Below are 20,507 nucleotides of genomic sequence, written 5' to 3' on the forward strand. Positions count from 1 at the left end.
ATTTGCTGCGCAAAAGGCGCTTTAGAAATCCTTGTAGCAAAAAAGTGATTTCCGGTGATTGGTTTTTGATCCAGTTACGCTTAGATCACCCAAAGTAGTTCAGATGCCACGGTGTAAGAAAGCACTGATTAAGACAAGGATATTGAAATGAATGCGATCGACGCGATAGGTACAAGCCTGTCTGAAAACCAAGCGCTACGGCTCGTTATTGCAGATGATCACAAATTACTCGCAGATGCGGTTGCGTCCACACTGAAGGGTGGGAACGCGTTTGACGTTGAGTCCTGTTACGACCTCGATTCCTTGCTCAAAACTTTAGCTCAGGAAACATTCGACGTTGTTATGTTGGATTTGCGGATGCCTGGAATGGCAGGTTTGGAGAGTGTTGGGCAGGTCGTCAAGGCTGCGCGAGACGGTTATGTCGTCTTGTTCACGGGACAGGTTGACAGGCATGTGCTGGACAAGGCGCTGCTACTCGGCGTGCGTGGTCTGATCCCCAAGACTTTGCCGCTTCGGTCTTTGGGCAGCATTATTGAATTGATTAGCTCGGGGCAAATTTTCGTGCCTGTCGGAGCGGATTTTCCGGGGTCTGGCGCTGGCGCAGAGAGCGAACACGGTTTGCATGAAAAAGAGCTGTTCGTGCTGCGGTTGGCGGCCGATGGCAAAACCAACAAAGAAATCGCCCGCGAAATGGGTTCGACCGAAGTCATTATCAAGATGCACATGCGCTCTATTTGCAAGAAACTCGGTGCACGTAACAGAGCACACGCCGCCATTATCAGCCGCGAACGTGCGCTATTGTGATTCTTTAGAGTTTTTTCAAAATTCCGCTATCTTTTGCTATCGATCAGCGTTCCACGCGTCCATAAGGGATTCCATGTATTCTCCGGTTTCTTTGAGGCTGGCAATCATCGCCTCCATTCTACCAAACTGGATATTGTAACGCTCGGTGAGCATATCCGCTTTGGCCTCGATGCTGGTTAGCTGTTCCTCGAAGCTTTCCAGATCCAAACCAAGCTCGGTTTCACGGCGCGCAAGCATTCCATTGGCGCCGATCAATAAGTCGCTGTAGCTTTCAAGCTGATCGACAAGGCTGGTACCATAGCGCACGTTTGTTGTGAGCGCGTCTTCGTTTGCCAGAGTGAATTGCATCCCATACGTGTCGGCTGCAGTCGAGCGCAACAGGATGTTTCCGTCGCTATCTGTACTAACTGACAAGTCATCGCCATCCAGCGTCGCGCTGCCTGTGTCCGGATCATAAACGAGAAGATAGGTTCCTGGCTGTGGAGGTGCGAAAGCAAGGCCGCTGACGCTAACCCCTGCGTCATCAGAACTGAATTGTGTCGAGAACAGGGCTTCGGCAATTTGTGGGTTGTCCTCCATCGCCTTTGCGAGCAGTGTTTCGTCCAAGCTCAACGACCCGTCGCGTTCGGTTTTAACGCCAAGCTCGGCGAGATAGACCGGTGTGTCACCATAGCCCAAAATGGGTTGTGTCGTTATGCTCCTGACCTTGTTTAGGATGGATTGCGCTGCGCTGTCGCCCGCCAGCGGTCCGGCAGTAGCACCATTTACGCCGCGCTGGGTTGCTGTGTTCAAGTATGATTTGAGGGCATTTACTTCGTCAATGAAGCCAGCGATCCGCTCACGCACAGAGGTGCTGCTTTCGCTGGAGTTCAGCGTGGCAGTGCCGAGGCTGTTAAGCGTGATGCGGTGGCCCGGGAACAAATCGTCTATGGTGTTCCCCGAGCGCGTTACTTCAACTCCGTCTACGCTAAAGGCAGCATCAGTAGCGGCGGAAATATCGGACGTCAGGCCTAGCGGATTTTCGGACGCATCGGTTTGTCCTTCGGTGCCATTGGATGTCAGGCCAAGGGCACCTGTGATGGCAGCGATTGAAGCGCTATCGAGCGCATTGCCCAGACCGTCTTTGCTCTTGATGATCAGAGCCATCCCATCGCCTGTGTCGATCAGTGAAGCCGAGAGCCCGTTTACATCATTGAGCGCGCTGACCAGCCCACCAAGTGTATCGTTGCTGTCATCAATTGTGATGTCTGCAGAGCTGCTCCATTCATCGGTGTCTAGTGAAAGTGTTCCTGTTGTGATAGCGGAACTGGATGTTACATCTGCGTCGAAACTATATGTTAGAATTTGTGGCGAGGCGAGTGCAGTTACTTCAATTATGGCCGAAAGGTCTGACGCAAGCGCCTCTTGGGTGACTTCGATCGAGACTGCAGCGGCGCTTGAAAAAGCGAGGCGAGATGAGGATTCTGCAGTACGTGTCATGCCGGATTTGAACTGATCAACCTGGCTGGACAGTTGCCCCATTGCGGAAATGGACGTGTTTGCATCTTCAAGGCGGCGCTCAGTCAGAACACGCTCACCGCCGGTTTCCGCTTCAACGAGGCTGGCGGCCAGGCTTTGCAATTGAAGGCCGCTGCCGTTCTGGCTCAGTGCGGAAAGGATATCGGTCTTGATTTCAACCATGATTGGCAGCTCCTTGTGTGTATAATTAAACGGCTGGAGACGGTGGTTGTTTAGAAAACATCGACGCTAGTGCGTGCTACATTCGAAAGCTTTTGGGTTCGCATTTATAGGTGCTGAGCATTCCGTTGCGTTGCAGCGCTATTTTTCCAGTAACCCTGTTCACGGAAAGTCGTGCGTCCCCCCAGCTTGCTGAAAAGTGGCTTTTGCTGATGTCGGTAATGACCGCTTTTGGCGGCGCAATAGGTCCAACAACCGTTCCTTGTCCATCCAAGTAAACATCGTTGAAAACGAGTTCCCTGAAAGGTGCGTTTGTGCCGTTACAATCATAGGATTCCTGTTCGAAGCGGGTCAGGTTACCGCAACTATAAAGGGTGCCGGCGACAAAAAGTGCGACGACAGTGAGGCCAATGAACGGATATTCCATGCGATGTCCTTTTTCTCTTGTTGTCAGGTGGTGGCTTGTTCGGGCGTTTTGCTTTCATTCGGCAGATCGGGTTCTTCTTCGGGGGAGGGGGCAGGCATATCCTGCGGCGCGCCTTCTTCTTGCGGGCCCGGTTTGGTATCTGCATTTGCGCTGGCTTGTGCGTCGGTGCTTGCGTCGTTGGTGGCGGTTTCATCGGGCTGTAAGTCGTCCGGGACAATTTCGCTGATCCCGCGAGCTGTGAGATCATTTGCGATTTGCGCGCTTGTCTCGAACAGCGTGCCTGCTTTTATGTCGAAGCCTTCGTGGCGGTAGTCTTGAAGCAGTTTCAACCGCATTAGTTTTTCCGGCTCAACCGGAACGACGGATTGTTCAACGAGTTGATCGGGCGCAGCGGGCCGCAGCATTGGGTTTTCTATCTCCTCAGGAAGCTTGCGGGACTTTTGATCGTCTATTAGTTCGCCAAGAGAAATTTTTCCGTCGACCGGCTTGCCGAGGCGGCAGGCAATCGTGCGCGCACGCAGAACCTGAATGCGCGTTGTCAGGATTGCGAGCCGTGTTGCCGGATCCGATGTGTCATGCATCATGTCAGAAAGTACCGTAGCGGCGGTTATCGCGGGGGTGTCCGAGAGAAAGTTGAGTAGGCGGGCGGCTATCGCATTGGATTGTCTTGAGAGAGTTTTGTGGCTGGGCGAGGGGCTGGTGGGTCGCACAGCGAAAGTTTTTTTCGACATTTTTGTCTCCATCAAGAGTTTGGCACTCATCTTGCAAATATCGGACCAGAAACGCAGGAACGAAGACGAAAATTATGAACGCAATCAGAGATCATATTTCCTTCCAGTCAGAAACGCTGTCATTACGCGACGCGCGTAATACGATGTTGGCCTCCAACATCGCGAATGCAGCGACGCCTGGATATAAAGCGCGCGATCTGGATTTTGATCGCCAAATGGCGGCGAAGATTGGTGACAGCCCTGTGCGCAAGGGCGATGCACGGCATGTGGATAATCTGGTTAGTGTAGGTGCTGACCGTGTTCAGTATCGCAAGCCTTTAAATCCTTCTTTGGATGGAAACACGGTCGAGATGTCAGTGGAGCAGATGGAGTTTTCCGAGAATTCTCTGCGGTACATGACGACGCTTACATTTCTGAACAATAGAATTTCCGGTCTTATGACCGCAATTAGGGGCGAGTGATGGCAGATCTGAAGAATGTCTTTGATATTGCGGGCCGCTCGATGGCGGCGCAGATGGTGCGGCTGAATACGGTCGCGTCCAATATCGCCAATGCGGAATCGCGCTCGGGTACGCCGGAGGGCGCATATCGTCCGTTGCGGCCGGTGTTTCAGACGGTTTTCGAGGACGGGATGCGCAACGCGGAACGTGCATCTGTGGAAGTGCGCGAGGTTATTTCGCTTAACCGCGATCCGCAGCGTGTGCACGAGCCGGGTCACCCTCTCGCGGATGATGAGGGTTTTGTCTACGTCGCGCCAGTCGATGTGAATGAAGAGATGGTCGATATGCTGGAAGCGAGCCGCCAGTATCAAAATAATCTGGAAGTCGTCACGACGCTGCGCACCTTGATGTTGCGAACAGCGAACATGGGCAAGTCATAGGGAGATTGAGCAGTGGATGTAGATAGCAAAAGCCTGAGTGCGCAGAACGCACTTCTTTCCAAGCTCGGGATCAGCACGAATGAAACCAAAAATGCTGAACCAAAAGAAGAGTTGGGGCAAGGGGACTTTCTCAAATTGATGACGGCTCAGTTGCAGAACCAAGATCCGTTTGCGCCCATGGACAACGGTGACTTTATTGCGCAGATGGCGCAATTTTCTTCTGTTGCCGGGATTAGCGACATGGGCAAGACTATGACGCAGATCGCAGGACAGATGGATCAGTTCCGTGTCGGATCCTCTGTCAACATGTTGGGCCATTCGGTCTTGATTCCCGGCAATACAGTGCGGGCGGATGATAATGGTGAAGTGCACGGCGTGCTCGAGTTGGAGCGCATGTCGCTTGAGACCCGTGTCGAGTTTCTGGATTCGGAGACTGGTGAAGCGCTGCACACGCTTGATCTTGGCGGGCGCGCGAGCGGGATGTCCGGTTTCGAATGGAAAGACCTGCCAGAGGCTTACCGCGATGGCACGCGCAGCATGCGTGTCGATGTGACCGTGAATTACGGGGATGGTCCCGAAGGACTGACGCCCAACGTTTTTGCAGAAGTGGTTGGCGCCACGGCAGGAATGACGGGGCAGCCGCAGCTTGAAGTTGAAGATTACGGCGATGTGAGCGCCGCAGAGGTTCTGCGGTTCCGTCTCTGACGCAGCGATTTTCACTGAAACGATATAATTAAGGAGAGAGTATATGTCCTTCTATACAGCATTGACCGGTCTTAACGGCGCACAATCAGATATCTCGACAAGCTCGAACAACATCGCCAACGTCGGTACGACAGGTTTCAAACGTTCGCGTGCGGAATTCGGCGATATTTTCGCGACCTCTCCTTTGCAGAATAGTACGTCCTCGATTGGTTCGGGTGCGATCCTGAAGGGTGTTAAGCAGCAATTTACACAGGGCAACATTGCGTCCTCATTGAACGCGCTTGATATGGCGATTTCGGGGCAGGGTTTTTTTGCGCTCAAGCCGAGCCAGACATCGACGCAGGTTGTTTACACGCGCAACGGCTCGTTCAATGTCGATAATAACCGCAACGTTGTTGATAGCTCTGGCCAGTTCCTTTTGACCTACCCCGTCAACGAGGACGGTTCTGTTACGGCGAAAGATATCGACAGTGCGGTGCCGCTGCGTTTGCCCGTCACCTCGGGTGATCCGCAAGCGACGTCGATGGTTGATCTGGCGGTAAATCTGCCTGCCAACGCCGAAGTTGTCACAGACAATGAAAAGTTTAGTGGTAACTACGTTTTTGACCCCAATGATTCAGAAAGTTTTACCAACTCGACTTCGTTCACCATCTTTGATGATCTGGGTAACCCGACGATTGCGACTGTGTATTTCATCAAGACCCAGCGCGCGACGGCGGAGGATCCGACAAACAAATTCGATACTCGCTTGGTGATCAATGACGAAGTTGTTGCGCCAGATCTGGTGCCTGCGGTCAATGATAAGGGAGTTCAGATTTACATCGATCAGTTTGGCAACCAGACCACCGAAGTGCCCGATCCGAGTTATTTCGACACGGGCCGCAGTGCACCACTTTATAAGTCGGACGAGTTGAAAACGCGGCTTGCATCGGAGCCAGCTGCGCTATCGGGCGAGGCGAGCGGGTTTGATTTTGGCGAAGAGGGCACGCGCGAGATCGAGATTGTTACAAATCCGATGCTGTTTGGTGCAACCTTTGAGGCGAACTCGAACAATCAGGGCGTATATTGGGGAAATGATTTTCTCTTGGTCAATGTAGATGATGGTACCCGTCCGGTCAGCATCGATGTTCGCGCAGGTAGCTATAATGCTGAAGAACTTGCTGCAGAAGTCGAGCGTGCGATCAATCAAGCCTATGACGACGAAAAGAAAGTCGAAATTCGCAAAGGCGCCGAAGATACAATCAATATCCAGCTTTATACATCAACGGCTGACGGCGACGTTCCGGTTGCAACCAGTGTGGAAATTGATCTTCTCGAGCCAAGTTTTGCGTCTACACAGGCAGGTATAGACGTCGCCAATCTGACGGCACCTAATTTTGACATTGATACGTTTCTTGCGCACGCGCAGGTACGGATCAATGAAACACTTAACGGAGAGTCGGCGTCTGTGCCGGGTGCTACAGATAGCCAGTTCGCCAAGATTACGACGACAAGCAAACTCACAGAGCCACCCATCAATCCACAGTCCTTTGCGTTTGAATACACCTCTCGTGATTTGGACGTGACCGGAATTTCGAACGGGTCTGATAAGTGGGACGTGGATTACGACGAGGGTTCGTTTACGGTGAGCTTACTGGACAGTGCGCTAGTAGAGAGCGGTAAGACACTAACATTCTCGGTAGATGAACGCGCAGTTATCGTCGCTATCCCGGATGCCGCTACGACTGAAGCAGAGATTTTGGCTGCAATCAAAGTAGAAGTTGACAAGCTGTTTACTGTCGTTTCTGGATCAGACGCATTGACCTTTGCTGATGGTACTTTGACAGTTCTGGATGCGTCGGCCGATGGTGCGGCCACGTTGAGCCTTGACGTCTACGGCGTTGCTTTGAGTGTTAGTGTAATCGCCGACGAAACTGACGCTAGCGTTGCCAGCAAAATTAAAGCCGAAATTGAGGCGGCTGGATTGGGGGGGGTCTCGGTTTCAGTAAACGATGCTGTTCTCAGTATTACAGGCCCGACTTTCGAGAGCGAAAGCACTGATACAGCGATTTCCTATGCTGTGAGTGAGCAGCGCTACCTTGCCTATACAAACGCGGGAAATCGCCCTGATGTCAAAGTGTACGATCGCCAGATTGCAGTGGCCGATTCCCCATCTGCTGATGCTCCCTCTATCGAATATGATGCAGAAGCAGAACGCTTAACGATCACGTTGACATCTGTCGCGGGCTTGTCTGTCGGTGACAGTATTATGTTGATGGGTGGCGACGAAAATGCCGTCGCGATTAATGCGCGTTCTTTTCGTATTTCGGCCTTGATTGAGCCGAATACGATTGAAATTGCGACTGGTGAACTGGGTCTGCCAGATGAGGACATCGACGTTAGTGTCGATTCGGATAACCCCTTTATTATTCTGTCAGAAGCATCCGAAGATGTGGAAGCGTTCTTTGAAGGTGAAGATCTGAAAATTGACGGATCTGCGGTAAGTTTTAACAACCAACGCATTGTGATGCGTGAGACGGACAGTGCGCGCCATTCTTACACTGATGTGGATGTGAATAGTTCGTCCAAGGAAATCTTCGGTACATTCACGGCACAACTGTCCAACGCTGTAAGCCCGACTGCTGCAGATTTTGGCCTTAGTAATTCCACGATCGAACTGGCATGGGTCGACGAGCGCGATCCTCCTGTGAAAATCCAGTATGACGCAGCAACACAGAGCATTGTGTTCAATGTTGATCATACAGCGATCGGACCCGGTGCAGCGATCAGCAACGTGTCAGCGGTGCAGATTTCTTCTGGCTATGCTGAAAGTGTGAACGCAATCGGGCTTGGCGGTACAAGCAACGCAAGCAAGATGACGATTACAGCCGCTACCAAAGTGCAGGGAGCGCCGTTTATTTTTGACGGTGGCGTTGTGGGTAGTGGCCCTGATCGGTTTGGCGCAAAAGTGAGATATGATCGTGATACGAGCGCGTTTACCTTCGAAAGCGGTACAACGGGTAAAGCAGTACGTGCGAACAAGGCGTTGGGGGTTGATAGCGATCAACAGGCCTCCAACATTCAAGTTGGGCGTTATGAAATTGACGCATTAACAGGTGCTGCAGTTACTGGTGATGGCACGATTGATCTTGCGTCGCGTGTTCTTACACTTGGCAACAGCCAGCTAATGGGTGTTGGCGCGGACAGCAACGTCAGTTTCACAGAAGGTACTGGCCTGAAGTCGGAGCCAGCAAAGGCAATTGGAGGACCTGCGAAAGACCCATTGAATAGCCAGCCGATTTTCCTGAACGCGGCAAATCTTGAAACGACGTTTAACGTATCTGTTAATGGCGTGAATGCGATCATTGAAATTCCAGGTGGCAACTATATCGGCACAACTTTGGCCGATCTTTTGCAGCAGCGCATCAATCAGATGCGCGATGCGGAAACGGGCCAGACGATCGGTGGCGTGACGGTGAAATATCAGCCAGATGAGAACAACTTTGTCTTTACCACCGGTACGACGGGTGACACATCGACGATCCGTGTAAAAGGGCCTGCAAAGCTGGGGCTTGATGACGTGCCTTTGGGAGTTGGCAGTGTGCCGACGATTGCGAAACTGGTGCAGGCAACCAATGAAAACGGCATTCCATTGTTCGTGAACGAGAATGGTGAGATCGTCGATTCAGAGCCGGACAATCTGGTTGAAGATTACTATCCACTGTACTTGGATGAGGGCGAATTGACCTTCGATAAAACTGGTAAACTGATCAGTCCGCAGGGTCTAACGCGCTATGAATCGCAAAGTGATACGTTCTCGATTTCGCTTGATATCGATTACAGTGCATCATCGCAGCTTGCGACGCCTTTTGCGGTGAACAATCTTGAGCAGAACGGTTTCACATCCGGTCGACTGGACGGTTTGAGCATTGATGCAACCGGCTTGCTTCGGGCGAACTACACCAATGGTCAGAACAAGCCGCTTGGTAAGATCGTACTGGCCAACTTCAACAACCAGAATGGTTTGAAGCAGGTTGGGAATGCCACGTTTGTTGAGACCGCCGCATCGGGTGAACCGCTGATTGGTGAAGCGGGAACCGAAGGGTTTGGATCTATTCAATCGGGTGCGCTTGAACGCTCGAACGTGGATATTACCGAAGAGCTGGTGAACCTGATCACGGCGCAGCGAAACTTCCAGGCGTCCTCGAAGGCGATTGAAACATCAACGCAGCTGACCCAGACAATCATCAATATCCGGACCTAAGTGAATATTTGATAAATTGGCCCGCGCTTTTGGCGTGGGCCGTTTCCTTGGAGAGGGGACACCATGGATCGTAACATCCACATTGCTTTGAACAATATGCGCAATATTAGCTCGGAATTAACGGTCAATGCGCAGAACATGGCCAATGTGAATGTGCCGGGATATCGCGCTGATCTGACCGTGACGCGGGAGGCGCAGTTCGTTGAGGCCTTTGATCAGTTCCGCTCGCGGGTCTTTAGCCAAGAAAGCGGCGAGTCGTTGTTTTCCGCGGAACAAGGCAATTTGCAAAACACTGGCGAGCCGCTTGATGCGGCTATTCGCGGCGAGGGATATTTCTTTGTCGAGCCAAGCAGTGGTGCAGGGGCGGCCTTATCGCGAAGGGGTGATTTCGGATTTGATGCCGACCGCTTCTTGATTGACGGGGCTGGGAACCGGTTGCTGGATACGACACTTTTGCCAATCCAGCTTCCTGAAGCGCGGCGCGTGGTTGTCGAAGAGACGGGTCAAATCCAGCTTGAGTTGTTTGGTGTGCCCGAAGGTACGTTTGTTGCGGGGCCAGTGATTGCGACGACGCTCGCACAAGATGCAGCACTGATCAAATCGCCCGACGGTCATATTCGACCTGCGAATGAAGCGGCGTTGCCACAACCGGATCAGCGCGCACGTATTTCGCAGGGTTTTCTGGAGAGCAGTAACGTCAATACGATTACTGCTCTGGTGAAGAACATCGAAAGTCAGCGCCAGTTCGAAATGAGCGTGAAGTTCATTTCGCTTTCTAAGGAAATTGATGAAGGCACGAGCCAAATTATGCGTCTGCCCAACGGCTAATTTTAAAGTTCTAGCGTTTTTCAAGTTTGGCACATCAGTTGCAAACTAACATTGAATGTAAAGATTTCGGAGGGGCAAATGTCGTCAAATGCTATGCACGTCGCTAAGACGGGTCTGAATGCGCAGCAAACGCGGATGCAGGTTATCGCCAACAACTTGGCCAACTTGAACACCGTTGGCTTTAAAAGCGATCGGGCAAATTTCGAGAGTTTGTTGTATCAAGTCAAGCGCGGTGGCGGTGATCAGACGTCTGAAGGAACGGCGCTTACGTCTGCTTTGGCGCTTGGTACAGGCGTTCGTGCGGTTAATACCCAGAAGTTGTATTCGCAAGGCGGGATGGTTAATACCGACAACTCGTTCGATTTGGCGATTGACGGGCAGGGGTTTTTCCAAGTGCTCATGCCTGACGCGCGCGTCGGATATACACGTAATGGATCATTTTCGCGCAGTGCCGAGGGCACGTTGACGACGGCCAGTGGTTATGTGGTTCAGCCAGAAATTCAAATTCCTGACGATGCTACTGAGGTCAATGTCTCGCAGGACGGGATAGTGTCAGCACGCAGCGCGGATCAGGATGAGCCGCAGGAAATCGGCCAGTTGACGCTTGCATCGTTTGCTAATCCGCGTGGATTGCAGCCTGTCGGTGAGAGTTTTCTGGTGCAAACGATTGCGAGCGGGGAGCCGACAGTGGCTGCGCCGCAAGCGCAGGGCATTGGTAAACTGGTTCAAGGTTCTTTGGAATCCTCGAACGTGAATGTTGTGCAGCAGCTCGTCGAGATGATTGAGACGCAGCGTGCGTATGAAGTCAGCTCCAAGGCGATCACATCGTCTGACGAGATGATGCGTTACATCTCAAACAACCTTTAGAGGGCTGCTATGACATTTCTTCAAAAGCTGGTTTTGCTGGCATCTTTGAGCGCGCTTGGCGCCTGCTCTACCTATGTCGAAGATCAAGCAAGCCGCGCCTTTCAGCCTGTTATTCCAGAGCCGAACCAGCGGACAGCGCCTGCCGATGGCAGCATTTATCACGCTGGCGCGTCTGGCTTGTTTGCGGTGGAGCAGCGTGCATCAAAGGTCGGGGATATTCTGACTGTTGCGTTGAATGAATCCTTCCAAGCGACCAAGTCGCAAAGTGCGACGTCTGGCAAAACAGAGAGTTTGTCGGCTCAGGTTCCGGGTCTGCTGGATTTGCCAGCGGCTACGCTTGGATCAGCGCAGAACTTTGAAGGTACCGGTGCCGCTGAGCAGTCCAACTCATTCACAGGTCTGGTGACGGTGAGTGTTGTGCGCGAACTGGGGAACGGCAATCTTGAGATTTTGGGGCAAAAGAAGCTGACCCTGAATAACGGTGATGAATACGTGAGGGTCAGCGGTATTGTGCGGCGGGGTGATATCAGCCCGTCCAATGTGGTGAATTCCAACAGACTGGCCAATGCCGAGATTACCTACATTGGGGCAGGGGACGTTGCTGATACTGCAAAGCGTGGCTTTCTGGCGCGCGCTTTTTCCGCTGTGAATCCGATTTAGGTTTGGCATGATGAGACTTTCTCGCCTTTTTCTTCGCGCGTTCACCATTTGGGCATTGGTGCTTTGCACCACGGCGGCGCACGCGGATCGGATCAAAGATCTGGCGAGCATGGCCGGCGTGCGCAGCAATCAACTTGTTGGATACGGCTTGGTGGTTGGCCTGTCTGGTACGGGCGACGGCGATTTGGGGATTACCCTGCAATCGTTGCAATCAATGGTGTCGAGGTTCGGCATGGTGACCGAGCAAGCGGCGCTGGATGGCACGAATGCGGCCGCGGTGATGGTGACGGCCGATTTGCCCGCGTTTGTGAAGCCGGGTCAAACCTTGGATGTGACCGTCTCTGCGCTTGGATCGGCGGAATCGTTGCGCGGTGGTACGCTTTTGATGACGCCAATGCTTGGGGTGGACGGTGAAACCTATGCGCTGGCGCAGGGCAATCTTCTGGTGGGCGGTTTCGGCGTGTCGGGTGATGATGGTTCTTCGCTTACGGTAAATGTGCCGACGGTGGGTCGCGTGCCGCAAGGTGCCAGCGTCGAGAAGATGGTGGAAAATCCGTTTATCACCAATGAATATCTTGTGCTCAATCTGCACCTCGCAGATTTTTCAACGGCGTCAAATGTTGCCGATGCAATTAATGTTGTTTTTGGCGGTGATACCGCTGTCCCGATTGATGCGTCTTCGATCAGGGTTCTGGCACCGACTGATTTGTCCCAGAAAGTTGCCTTTGCCAGTTTAATCGAGCAGGTTGAGGTCCAGCCTGCTGCGCCGCCTGCTCAAGTCATCGTGAATTCCCGCACGGGGACGGTTGTGATCGGTGGCAATGTGAATGTCACGCCTGCAGTTATTACCCACGGCAGTTTGACGGTACGCATTCGTGAGGACACGGTTCCGACACTGACCAATGAAACGATTGTCACCGATGATTTGGTGGTAACCGCGCCTGCAGAGCCGGTTGTGACGCAGAACACTGAAATCGACGTGGATGAGCCAGAAGTGCGGGCGTTCTTGTTCGATCCGGGCGTAAGTTTGAGTGACGTGGTCGATGCGATCAACGCGATCGGGGCAACTCCCTCTGATCTCGTGGCGATCCTCGAGGCGTTGAAAGTAGCAGGTGCGCTACGTGCGCAGCTTATCATTATTTAACAATTATACGGCGGATGCGAGATGACGACGATCAGTGCCACAGCGTTGAAAATGGCGGTTGCCCCGGGCGTGCGTGCCGATCCTTTGCAAAGTACAGGGCCGTCTGATCGTGACAAATTGGAAGAGGTTGCTGGACAGTTCGAAGCCTTGTTCGTGAAATCCATCTTATCGAGTGCGCGTTCTGCACAACTTGCTGATCCATTGCTAAATAGTGAGGCTACAAAGACGTTTAACTCTATGCTGGACCAAGAATATGCCACGGCCCTTTCCAAGCGAGAGACGCTTGGCATTGCAGACGCGCTCGTAGGGCAATTCCAGCACAGAGTTTCTGACGGGGACGTTTAAACATGGCGAGTTTACTGGATATCGGGCGCAGTGCTATTCTGGCGCAGCGTGAAGCGCTGAATGTCACAGGTCAGAATATTGTTAACGCCAATACCGAGGGGTATCGTCGGCGTGACGCAACTCTGACAGAAGTCTTTGGAGTTCAAAGCGAGCTGACGGCGTTGACATCGCAGGTCGGTTTAGGTGTGAAACTCGGAGAGGTTCGGCGCGCATACGATTCGTTTTTGTCTGAAAGCACACGATCGGCATCAGCGCGGTTTGAGGCCTCTGACGCGTTTGTTGGCAAGTTGGAGCAGTTAGAAAATACCATTTTGCCAAATGACGGTGATTTGGGTGTTGCACTGACTGCGTTTTTTGAAAGGCTTGGCCAGATTGCGGCCAATCCGGGCGATCTCGCGCCGCGTGCGGCTGCTATCGAGATGGGGCACACGGTAAGCAGCGCCTTCAATACGACGGCGTTGTTGCTGGGTGATTTGCAGTCGGGCACATTTTCTGAGATCGAAACGCGGCTGATGGAGGTTAATCAAAACCTCGACGCTCTCGGGGCTTTGAATGGGCAGTTGCGATCTTCAAATTTGGGGGGCACGCCGCCCAACAGTCTTTTGGATGAACGCGATCGTTTGATTGATACGATTTCCGCTAAGGTGCCGCTTGTTGTTACGATTGGCGAGCGTTTTGATGCAGAATTGCGGATGGGTGCATCAGCGGCTAGCCCCGTTATTCTGAGTGGCGAAGATGCCAAGACATTGAGCGCGACACAGACAAACGATGGCAATTTGCTGTTTCGGATCGGATCAGGGCAGATTGTGTCCCAGTTCGAATCCGGAGAGTTGCGCGGACTGGTTGACGCCTATGGAACAACGCGGCGCGCACTTGATGAGTTGGATACTCTTGCGCGCAATTTCAGTGGCGAAATGAACGAGCAGCATGCGCAGGGGATTGATCTGGAAGGGCAGCTTGGCAAAGAACTATTCGCAGTTGCGCAGTTTTCGCCGGTTGCAAGTCAAGCCAACAAGGGCAGTGCAGAGGTGAGCGTGAATCTGGTTCCAGGGCGTGCGGATCAGTTATCGCAGATGTCGATGACATTTAATGCGCAGACCGATCATTGGGTTTTGGCAGATGATACTGGCGCGACGCTGGGTACGGGGCGAAGCCGGATCGAAATCGATGGTGCAGTTATAGATGTGAGCGGAGCTGCGCAGGATCAGGACAAATTTACTCTGGTGCGCGATCCAGGAGATGCGTCGCGTCTTACGTTCCTTTTGCGCCGCTCGGAGGAGATTGCTGCTGCGTCCACTGTGGTTGTCTATCCTGATACAACCAACTTGGGCACTGCGACGCTTGTTGCAAATAGCGCGTCGCAAGAGGTGTCGGGCTTGCCGTCCTTAACGGATACGTTGGCAAACAATCTCTCTCCGGTTGCAGCACAGACGTTTTTACGTGCAGGCGTCGTGGGAAGTATTCCGAGGGGAACACAAGAAATCACTCTTGCCAGTCTAGCGACGCAGACAACTGGATCGGTCTTTGCGCAAGAAGGTGCAGACATTGCAGCGATCACATTGGTGCTGGATGGAGCGAGCCATAGTTTTGCATTGAGTCCGGAATCTGTCGGTGCACTGGCCTGGGAATCTGGAGAGGAAATTGCCCATTATTTGAATATGGGTGTTCTTCAAAGCGGAAGCGGGCAGACGCTTGCTGATCTGGGTATTAGTGTGTCCGGGTCCGGCAGTGGTTTGGCCTTTGCTTCGGATGCCTCCAGCGTCTTTAGCGGGCTGTCAGCGGTTTCTTCTTCGGGCAACTCGCTTGGCACAAACGTGTTGGCTGAGCAGGCTGCATCCGACATTCGGATTTTCACCCGGGAAGGGCGCCAGATTGCTGGAGCTCCTTTACCGGTTGATGAGGTATCGCAACTGTTGACTGTCGAAAACGGTTTCAACCCGGAAGCAGAATATCGCGCCGACTATAACACCATCACCAGCGGTACAGGGTATCGCGGAATGAGTGTTATTCAGAACCGCGCCGGTGTTGATCCGTTAAGCAGTGGTCTTAATGTAGTGTCCTCGACGTTGGTTGGTTTGCGCGGTAGCAATGATGGACTAGTGTCGGCCGATAGCAAGCTGAATTCCACGGTGGCCCAGACCCTTACGCTGGAAGTTTCGACGGGGGCGGTGCGTTCATTCTCGATTCCGCCTGCGGTTGATGCCGCCTATGTTGCGCAAAGCGCCAACGAAACGTTCGCAGCGATGGGTGTCACGGCGAATGCGATGACGGCGATGCGTTTAACCCTTGACGCCCCTCTCAGTGGCATTGCCCAGTTTGACTTGACTGGCAGCAATGGCGTGCCTTTGACGATCACTGCGCAAGTGAGCAATGGCGATCTAAGCGAGCTCGTGAATAGTGTGAATGGCAGGAGCGAGGAGACTGGTGTGCGCGCCGAACTGTCGCTTTCGACAGGATCGCTTACATTGGTGCACGACGACGGTTTCGACATTGGAATTAGCAATGTTGCTTTGCAGGATATCGGGTTCACTGTTGCGGTTTTGGATCAGGAGTTCCAGCCTTTGGCGCTTGATGGTAATGCCGTACCTGCATTCGAAACGGCTTTGAGCAGCGAGATGCGTGTCAGTGGCACTGTGCAATTTGCCAGTGGCGCACAGTTTGATATTAAGAGTGCGCAGGTTGGCAAAGAATTGAACACATTAAGCTCGGTAGCTGAGCCAATGATTGGCGGCTTGGTCACGCGTCAGTTTACAGATGGTGGCACAAGTGCAGCACTACGATTCGGGGTAGATCCGGTAATCGACGGCGCTGCTTTGAGTGTGGATGGCACACAGGTGCATGCTCCGTCGGCGCAGTTCAAGACCGAAGTAAAGCTTGCAGGTGTAGTAACCTTTAGCGCGGATGTGAGCGGTGGAGGGGTGCCTTCGGCCCAGCAGGTTGCAATCAATACTGCTGCGCAGCTTCGTTCGAGTGCGCCAATTCCGGCACTACTTGGCGCGGCGATGCAGGCGGATGATTTTCCAATAGTCGGCACGAGTGCCATCTTTATGATTGGCGGTGCGGAATATACGCTGGAGCGTGTTGATGACGGCGATCCAACGCGGCTGAGCGCGCTGGATTTCGCGATAACGGGCCCAGAGGCCGGACGCATTGTGCCAGATCTCATTGAAGAGGACGGAGACTATATGCTGTCGCTGGGTGTTGTTGGAGGCCATCTTTCTGGCTTGGGGCCTAAGGCTGTTTCCGATACGATGGCATCTGCGTTTGGTTTGGCTTCGACGCAAAGCAGCGCGTCTGTACAGGGTCGTGGGATTGATTCAGCGCTGGCGGATGGCACATATTCGATGGCTGTTTCGTTGGACGGGACGCAGTATGATGTTGATGTAACGCTTGCTGCTGGTGTCTATTCGGTTGCACTTCCTGCCGAGGCAGATGGTCTATTGCAGGCGTCTGTTGTCGCGCAAGCGAGCGGAGAAAACGCGCTTGTGTTGAGCGCTCTGAAGGCGGGGTTAGGTTCCGTTTCTATCGTGCCGAGCACCGAGGCGCAGCAGCTCGGGTTTAAAGTAGGGGCTGCCGAAATAAATGTGCAGGACGGCGTTCTGCACGCGCGCAGCACAAATGATCTAGCGATCGACATTGTTGCTGGTGGCGTGAGTGCGGCGGCCTCCTACATCCACCTCACTGATATCCCGGATGAGGAATTGATTGTCACCATCGGTGGCGAAGGTGCCAAGCGATTGGGTGCTCAATTCGAGGTGGGGCCGGTTCTGAATAACGAAAATCGCGGTCAAGAGAGTTTCCGCGTTGAAATGGTGGACGCGGCGAGCGGGCGTGTTGAGCTGTTTGATCGCGAGTCTGGTGTTTCGATTGCAACGCGCACCAGTAACGGAATTGTGCGTTTCAATGTTTCTGGGCAAGATTTGGAGTTGTCAGGTTTTGCCGAAACGGGTGACAGCTTCAATGTTGCCACTGGTCAGCGCGCGCCGGGGGATTCACGTAACATCGATGCGCTCGCAATGTTTGGACAACAGCAGACGGGGATCAAAAGTTTTCAGGACGATTTTCGTGCCATTGCAGCGGGTGTCGGTGCCAGTCTGGAAGCCGCGCGTTTGACGCATATGTCCAATGAGGCGGTGCATGAAGCTGCGGTTGCTGCCGAAAGTGAGCTGAGCGGTGTAAACATGGATGAGGAAGCTGCAAAGTTGATGTCACAACAACAAGCCTATCAAGCGGCTGCGCGTATTTTGCAAACTGCACGCGAGCTTTTTGACACGCTAATACAAATTGCTTGAGGTAATATAAATGACGGTTTCTACAAAACTTTTCGCTGATACCATGCTGAAGCGTTTCGATACGCTGAACGAAGAAATACAGCTACGTCAGACCAAGGTGTCGACGGGTAAAGAAATTACGCAAGCCTCTGAAAAACCGCTTGAGGCGGTTCAGCTTTCTGCATTGGTCGAGCACTCAACTCAAATGGAGAGTTTTCAGCGCAATGTAAAAACGGCGCAGGACCGTTTGGCACTTGGAGACACGGTGCTGCAAGAAGCTGACGCGATTTTTGTGAGATTGCGTGAACAGGCGATTGCGGCGAACAACGACACTTTTGCCGCGTCGGATCTAGAAGCAATTGGCATAGAGGTAGGACAGCTGCGTGAGGCCTTGCTTGGATTGGCTAATACGCGAAGCTCTGACGGGCAGGCGTTGTTTGGTGGATATGCCACGGATATAATACCGTATCAGCAAGGCGAAGACGGACGCGTAAAATATCTTGGCGATGGGGGCGAGCATACTCTTGCTGTGTCTGAAAGCATGCGTTTGCCGACCTCTGTGAATGGCGGTGAAGTGTTCATGCAGGTGCAAACGGAAAATGGCAGCCAGAGTATTTTCGACATCGTCGATAGTTTTGAAGCGGCGTTGCTGACGCATTCGGGCACGAAAGATATTGTCACGGCGCAAGCAGAGGGTGGGATGACGCTGCGTATAAACGGCGACCGTGTTCCGCGCGAATGGAGCTTTGATTTAAGTGGCCCTGACGGCACGACAACTATTGTTGCAAAGGGCGTTGTTGGCGGATCATCCGAGCGGGTTTTGGAAGCGATCAATGCCGCAAGCGACGTTACGGGCGTGACGGCGAGCATGGTGAACGGTCAACTTCAGTTAAACAGTGCATCAGGTGAAATCAAACTTTCCAATCTTGCGGTAGAAGGGGTGGATAGGGCAGAGCGCGAGCCAACATTCACGATGAGTGTGGGCACTGACCCCGTCGAAACATTTGCACCGAAGATTCAATCGTTGGAGGCGCAGCTTTCGAAAATTGTTGCGGGGGGCACAGATATTGCGATTTCGCGAACCACTGTAGGTGCGCGCTTGTTAAGGGCTGAAACGCAAGAAGATGTTTTGAGAACACGATCTGTGTCACTTGATATTAGGATAAATGAATTGTCGTCCGCTGATCTTGAGCAAGTGATTACAGAAATGAAGACTTTGATGTTAACGCAAAGTGCAGCACGCCAAGCCTATTCCCAGATTGGGCAGACATCTTTATTTGATTATTTGAAGTGATTTCAACCAGTCGGATCGCTTTGGCATGATACCTGCAAGTTTGTACTGAATGAGTTGAAAAGGAGTTTGCAATGTTTGGCACGATTTTATCTGGCATGTCGACGTCAATGTTCGAGATTTCTGTAGTGTCTAACAACGTGGCTAACGCAGGGACGACGGCATTTAAAAAGAGCAATGCAAGCTTTGCTGACCTGTATAGCGGTTCAACTCCTGAAACGGTCACGCGCACATCGACAGGTGTCGGCAGCATCGTCGAGCAAACACGTCAAAGCTCTAAGCAGGGCGGAATGATGGAACGGGATGGTGTTCTGAACATGGCGCTTGCGGGCAATGGGTTGTTCGTCACGACAACGCCTAATCCCGATGGTACGCCCTCGGAGGTTCTTTCGTTCACGCGCGACGGTGAGTTTATGCTTGACCAAGATGGCGTGTTGCGTTCCTCGACCAATGATATTGTGTACGGGTATGACGGTTTGGGAGGCACAGAATTGCAGGCGCTTTCTGTGCCCTACCAGGACGAGAACGGCGTCAAATTGACGGCGCTTGAAATTGCTTCGGACGGGAGGATGATGGCGACATACGGCTCTGAAGCGCCAAAGTTGATAGGGCAGTTAGCGATTGCTGTTTTTCCAAACACTACCGCGCTGCGCCAGTTGGGCATGAGCCGTTTCCAAGAAAGCCAGGAAGCGGGTAACTTGATGTTGGGTGTTGCTGGACAAGAAGGGTTCGGATCAATCTTAACTGGTACGTTGGAATCCTCGAATGTCGATCTTACATCTGAAATGACGAGTATGATCCGTGCGCAGCAGCAGTTCTCAGGATCATCACGCATATTACAGACCTACACAGACATGGTTGAAAAGCTGACGCGGTAGAGTATCGTGTCCAAAGTTAAAGATTCTAGGTCTGGTTCTGGGCAAATGACGCGCAGAGTGGCTATTTTTGGGTTGCTCGCTTCGCCTGGCCTTGTGTCGGCAGCGCCACTTTTTGATTCGAGTAGTGGTCTGGGTATGTTTTCTCCTGCTTCGCTTAATTCGCGGGGAGACGGTGGAAGACTTTTGAACTTATACAGTGACCCTGAACCTGATTTGGCACCGCAAACACGTCTAACTCAGAAGCGAGGTCCTTCTTTCAAGAACTTGCGCCCTCTGAAGATAGCATTGCAAAATGCGAATACGAACGAGACGATGCGTCTTGAGTTGTCGTCGCAATCGAAATTGAGTGATGCGCAGGTGTCTCAGCTCAATCACTTTTTGCGTGATTGGCGGCAGAATGAAATCAAGGCAATCGATGGCGCGGTTCTAGAAGATTTATTGGAGATTTGTGAAGTGTTTGCGCCGCGAGGATCGGGCGCTTTGAAGCTGCGCATCACATCTGGATACCGATCGAAAGCGACCAATGACATGCTGCGGCGGAAAAGTGCAAATGTGGCGCGCCGATCGCTGCACATGCAGGGTCGCGCGATAGACTTTTCATTTCCCGATGTTCCAATCTCGAAAACGTCGCGGACCGCGAAAAAGCTGTGTTCTGGTGGCGTGGGTACTTATCGGACGTTTTTGCATATTGATAGTGGTCCCCGTCGAAGCTGGGGGGCGTAAGTAATTTATGAAGAAAATTCGAAATTTACTGTA

At 52.5% G+C, this 20,507-nt stretch carries 17 protein-coding genes; 14 read left to right on the forward strand and 3 right to left on the reverse strand.

The window, feature by feature from the left end:
* The first annotated feature begins 147 nt into the window (after positions 1-147).
* Entirely contained in the window at positions 148-804 is a 657-nt protein-coding gene (locus B9P63_RS10295; protein ID WP_085308496.1) for a response regulator transcription factor, read from the forward strand.
* A 36-nt stretch (positions 805-840) separates the two neighbouring features.
* On the opposite strand, the gene fliD is transcribed toward B9P63_RS10295, so the two are convergent.
* The 3 genes from fliD to B9P63_RS10310 all read right to left on the reverse strand — a co-directional run bounded on the left by fliD (position 841) and on the right by B9P63_RS10310 (position 3,639).
* Entirely contained in the window at positions 841-2,484 is a 1,644-nt protein-coding gene (gene fliD / locus B9P63_RS10300) for a flagellar filament capping protein FliD (RefSeq protein ID WP_085308497.1), read from the reverse strand.
* Positions 2,485-2,560: 76 nt separating this feature from the next.
* Complete coding sequence (locus tag B9P63_RS10305; RefSeq protein ID WP_085308498.1) at positions 2,561-2,908, reverse strand: hypothetical protein; 348 nt, start codon at positions 2,906-2,908, stop codon at positions 2,561-2,563.
* 23 nt (positions 2,909-2,931) lie between these two features.
* Positions 2,932-3,639, reverse strand: coding sequence for a hypothetical protein (locus B9P63_RS10310; RefSeq protein ID WP_139816244.1), 708 nt, complete (start codon positions 3,637-3,639; stop codon positions 2,932-2,934).
* Between the two features lie 74 nt (positions 3,640-3,713).
* Between B9P63_RS10310 and flgB the strand changes: the two genes are divergently transcribed.
* The 13 genes from flgB to B9P63_RS10375 all read left to right on the forward strand — a co-directional run bounded on the left by flgB (position 3,714) and on the right by B9P63_RS10375 (position 20,474).
* The gene (gene flgB / locus B9P63_RS10315) at positions 3,714-4,100 is read left to right on the forward strand and encodes a flagellar basal body rod protein FlgB (RefSeq protein ID WP_085308500.1); all 387 of its coding nucleotides are present in this window, start codon (positions 3,714-3,716) and stop codon (positions 4,098-4,100) included.
* On the forward strand, positions 4,100-4,519 hold the full coding sequence (gene flgC, locus B9P63_RS10320) for a flagellar basal body rod protein FlgC (protein ID WP_085308501.1): 420 nt from the start codon (positions 4,100-4,102) through the stop codon (positions 4,517-4,519). The genes flgB and flgC overlap by 1 nt, the downstream gene beginning before the upstream one ends.
* Positions 4,520-4,531: 12 nt before the next feature.
* Positions 4,532-5,224, forward strand: a complete 693-nt coding sequence (locus tag B9P63_RS10325; protein WP_085308502.1) for a flagellar hook assembly protein FlgD — start codon at positions 4,532-4,534, stop codon at positions 5,222-5,224.
* A 43-nt stretch (positions 5,225-5,267) separates the two neighbouring features.
* Positions 5,268-9,467: a flagellar hook-basal body complex protein gene (locus B9P63_RS10330; protein ID WP_085308503.1), complete on the forward strand. Its 4,200-nt coding sequence runs from the start codon at positions 5,268-5,270 to the stop codon at positions 9,465-9,467.
* Positions 9,468-9,530: 63 nt separating this feature from the next.
* Complete coding sequence (locus tag B9P63_RS10335; protein WP_085308504.1) at positions 9,531-10,295, forward strand: flagellar hook basal-body protein; 765 nt, start codon at positions 9,531-9,533, stop codon at positions 10,293-10,295.
* A 78-nt stretch (positions 10,296-10,373) separates the two neighbouring features.
* Entirely contained in the window at positions 10,374-11,162 is a 789-nt protein-coding gene (gene flgG / locus B9P63_RS10340; protein WP_085308505.1) for a flagellar basal-body rod protein FlgG, read from the forward strand.
* Positions 11,163-11,171: 9 nt separating this feature from the next.
* A complete protein-coding gene (locus B9P63_RS10345) occupies positions 11,172-11,822 on the forward strand; it encodes a flagellar basal body L-ring protein FlgH (RefSeq protein ID WP_085308506.1) in 651 nt (216 codons plus the stop codon).
* A gap of 7 nt (positions 11,823-11,829) precedes the next feature.
* The gene (locus tag B9P63_RS10350; RefSeq protein WP_245830627.1) at positions 11,830-12,966 is read left to right on the forward strand and encodes a flagellar basal body P-ring protein FlgI; all 1,137 of its coding nucleotides are present in this window, start codon (positions 11,830-11,832) and stop codon (positions 12,964-12,966) included.
* A 21-nt stretch (positions 12,967-12,987) separates the two neighbouring features.
* Positions 12,988-13,311: a rod-binding protein gene (locus B9P63_RS10355; RefSeq protein ID WP_085308507.1), complete on the forward strand. Its 324-nt coding sequence runs from the start codon at positions 12,988-12,990 to the stop codon at positions 13,309-13,311.
* 2 nt (positions 13,312-13,313) lie between these two features.
* Complete coding sequence (flgK, locus tag B9P63_RS10360) at positions 13,314-17,603, forward strand: flagellar hook-associated protein FlgK (protein WP_085308508.1); 4,290 nt, start codon at positions 13,314-13,316, stop codon at positions 17,601-17,603.
* Between the two features lie 10 nt (positions 17,604-17,613).
* Positions 17,614-18,876 carry a flagellar hook-associated protein FlgL gene (gene flgL / locus B9P63_RS10365; RefSeq protein WP_085308509.1) on the forward strand — a complete coding sequence of 421 codons (1,263 nt, stop codon included), beginning with the start codon at positions 17,614-17,616 and terminating at the stop codon, positions 18,874-18,876.
* 71 nt (positions 18,877-18,947) lie between these two features.
* Positions 18,948-19,751 (forward strand): flagellar hook-basal body protein, encoded by an 804-nt coding sequence (locus B9P63_RS10370; RefSeq protein ID WP_085308510.1) that lies wholly within the window; start codon positions 18,948-18,950, stop codon positions 19,749-19,751.
* A gap of 57 nt (positions 19,752-19,808) precedes the next feature.
* Positions 19,809-20,474 (forward strand): YcbK family protein, encoded by a 666-nt coding sequence (locus B9P63_RS10375; RefSeq protein WP_176219141.1) that lies wholly within the window; start codon positions 19,809-19,811, stop codon positions 20,472-20,474.
* Positions 20,475-20,507 lie beyond the last annotated feature (33 nt).

The sequence above is a fragment of the Planktotalea arctica genome (assembly GCF_002105285.1).
Lineage (GTDB): Bacteria > Pseudomonadota > Alphaproteobacteria > Rhodobacterales > Rhodobacteraceae > Planktotalea > Planktotalea arctica.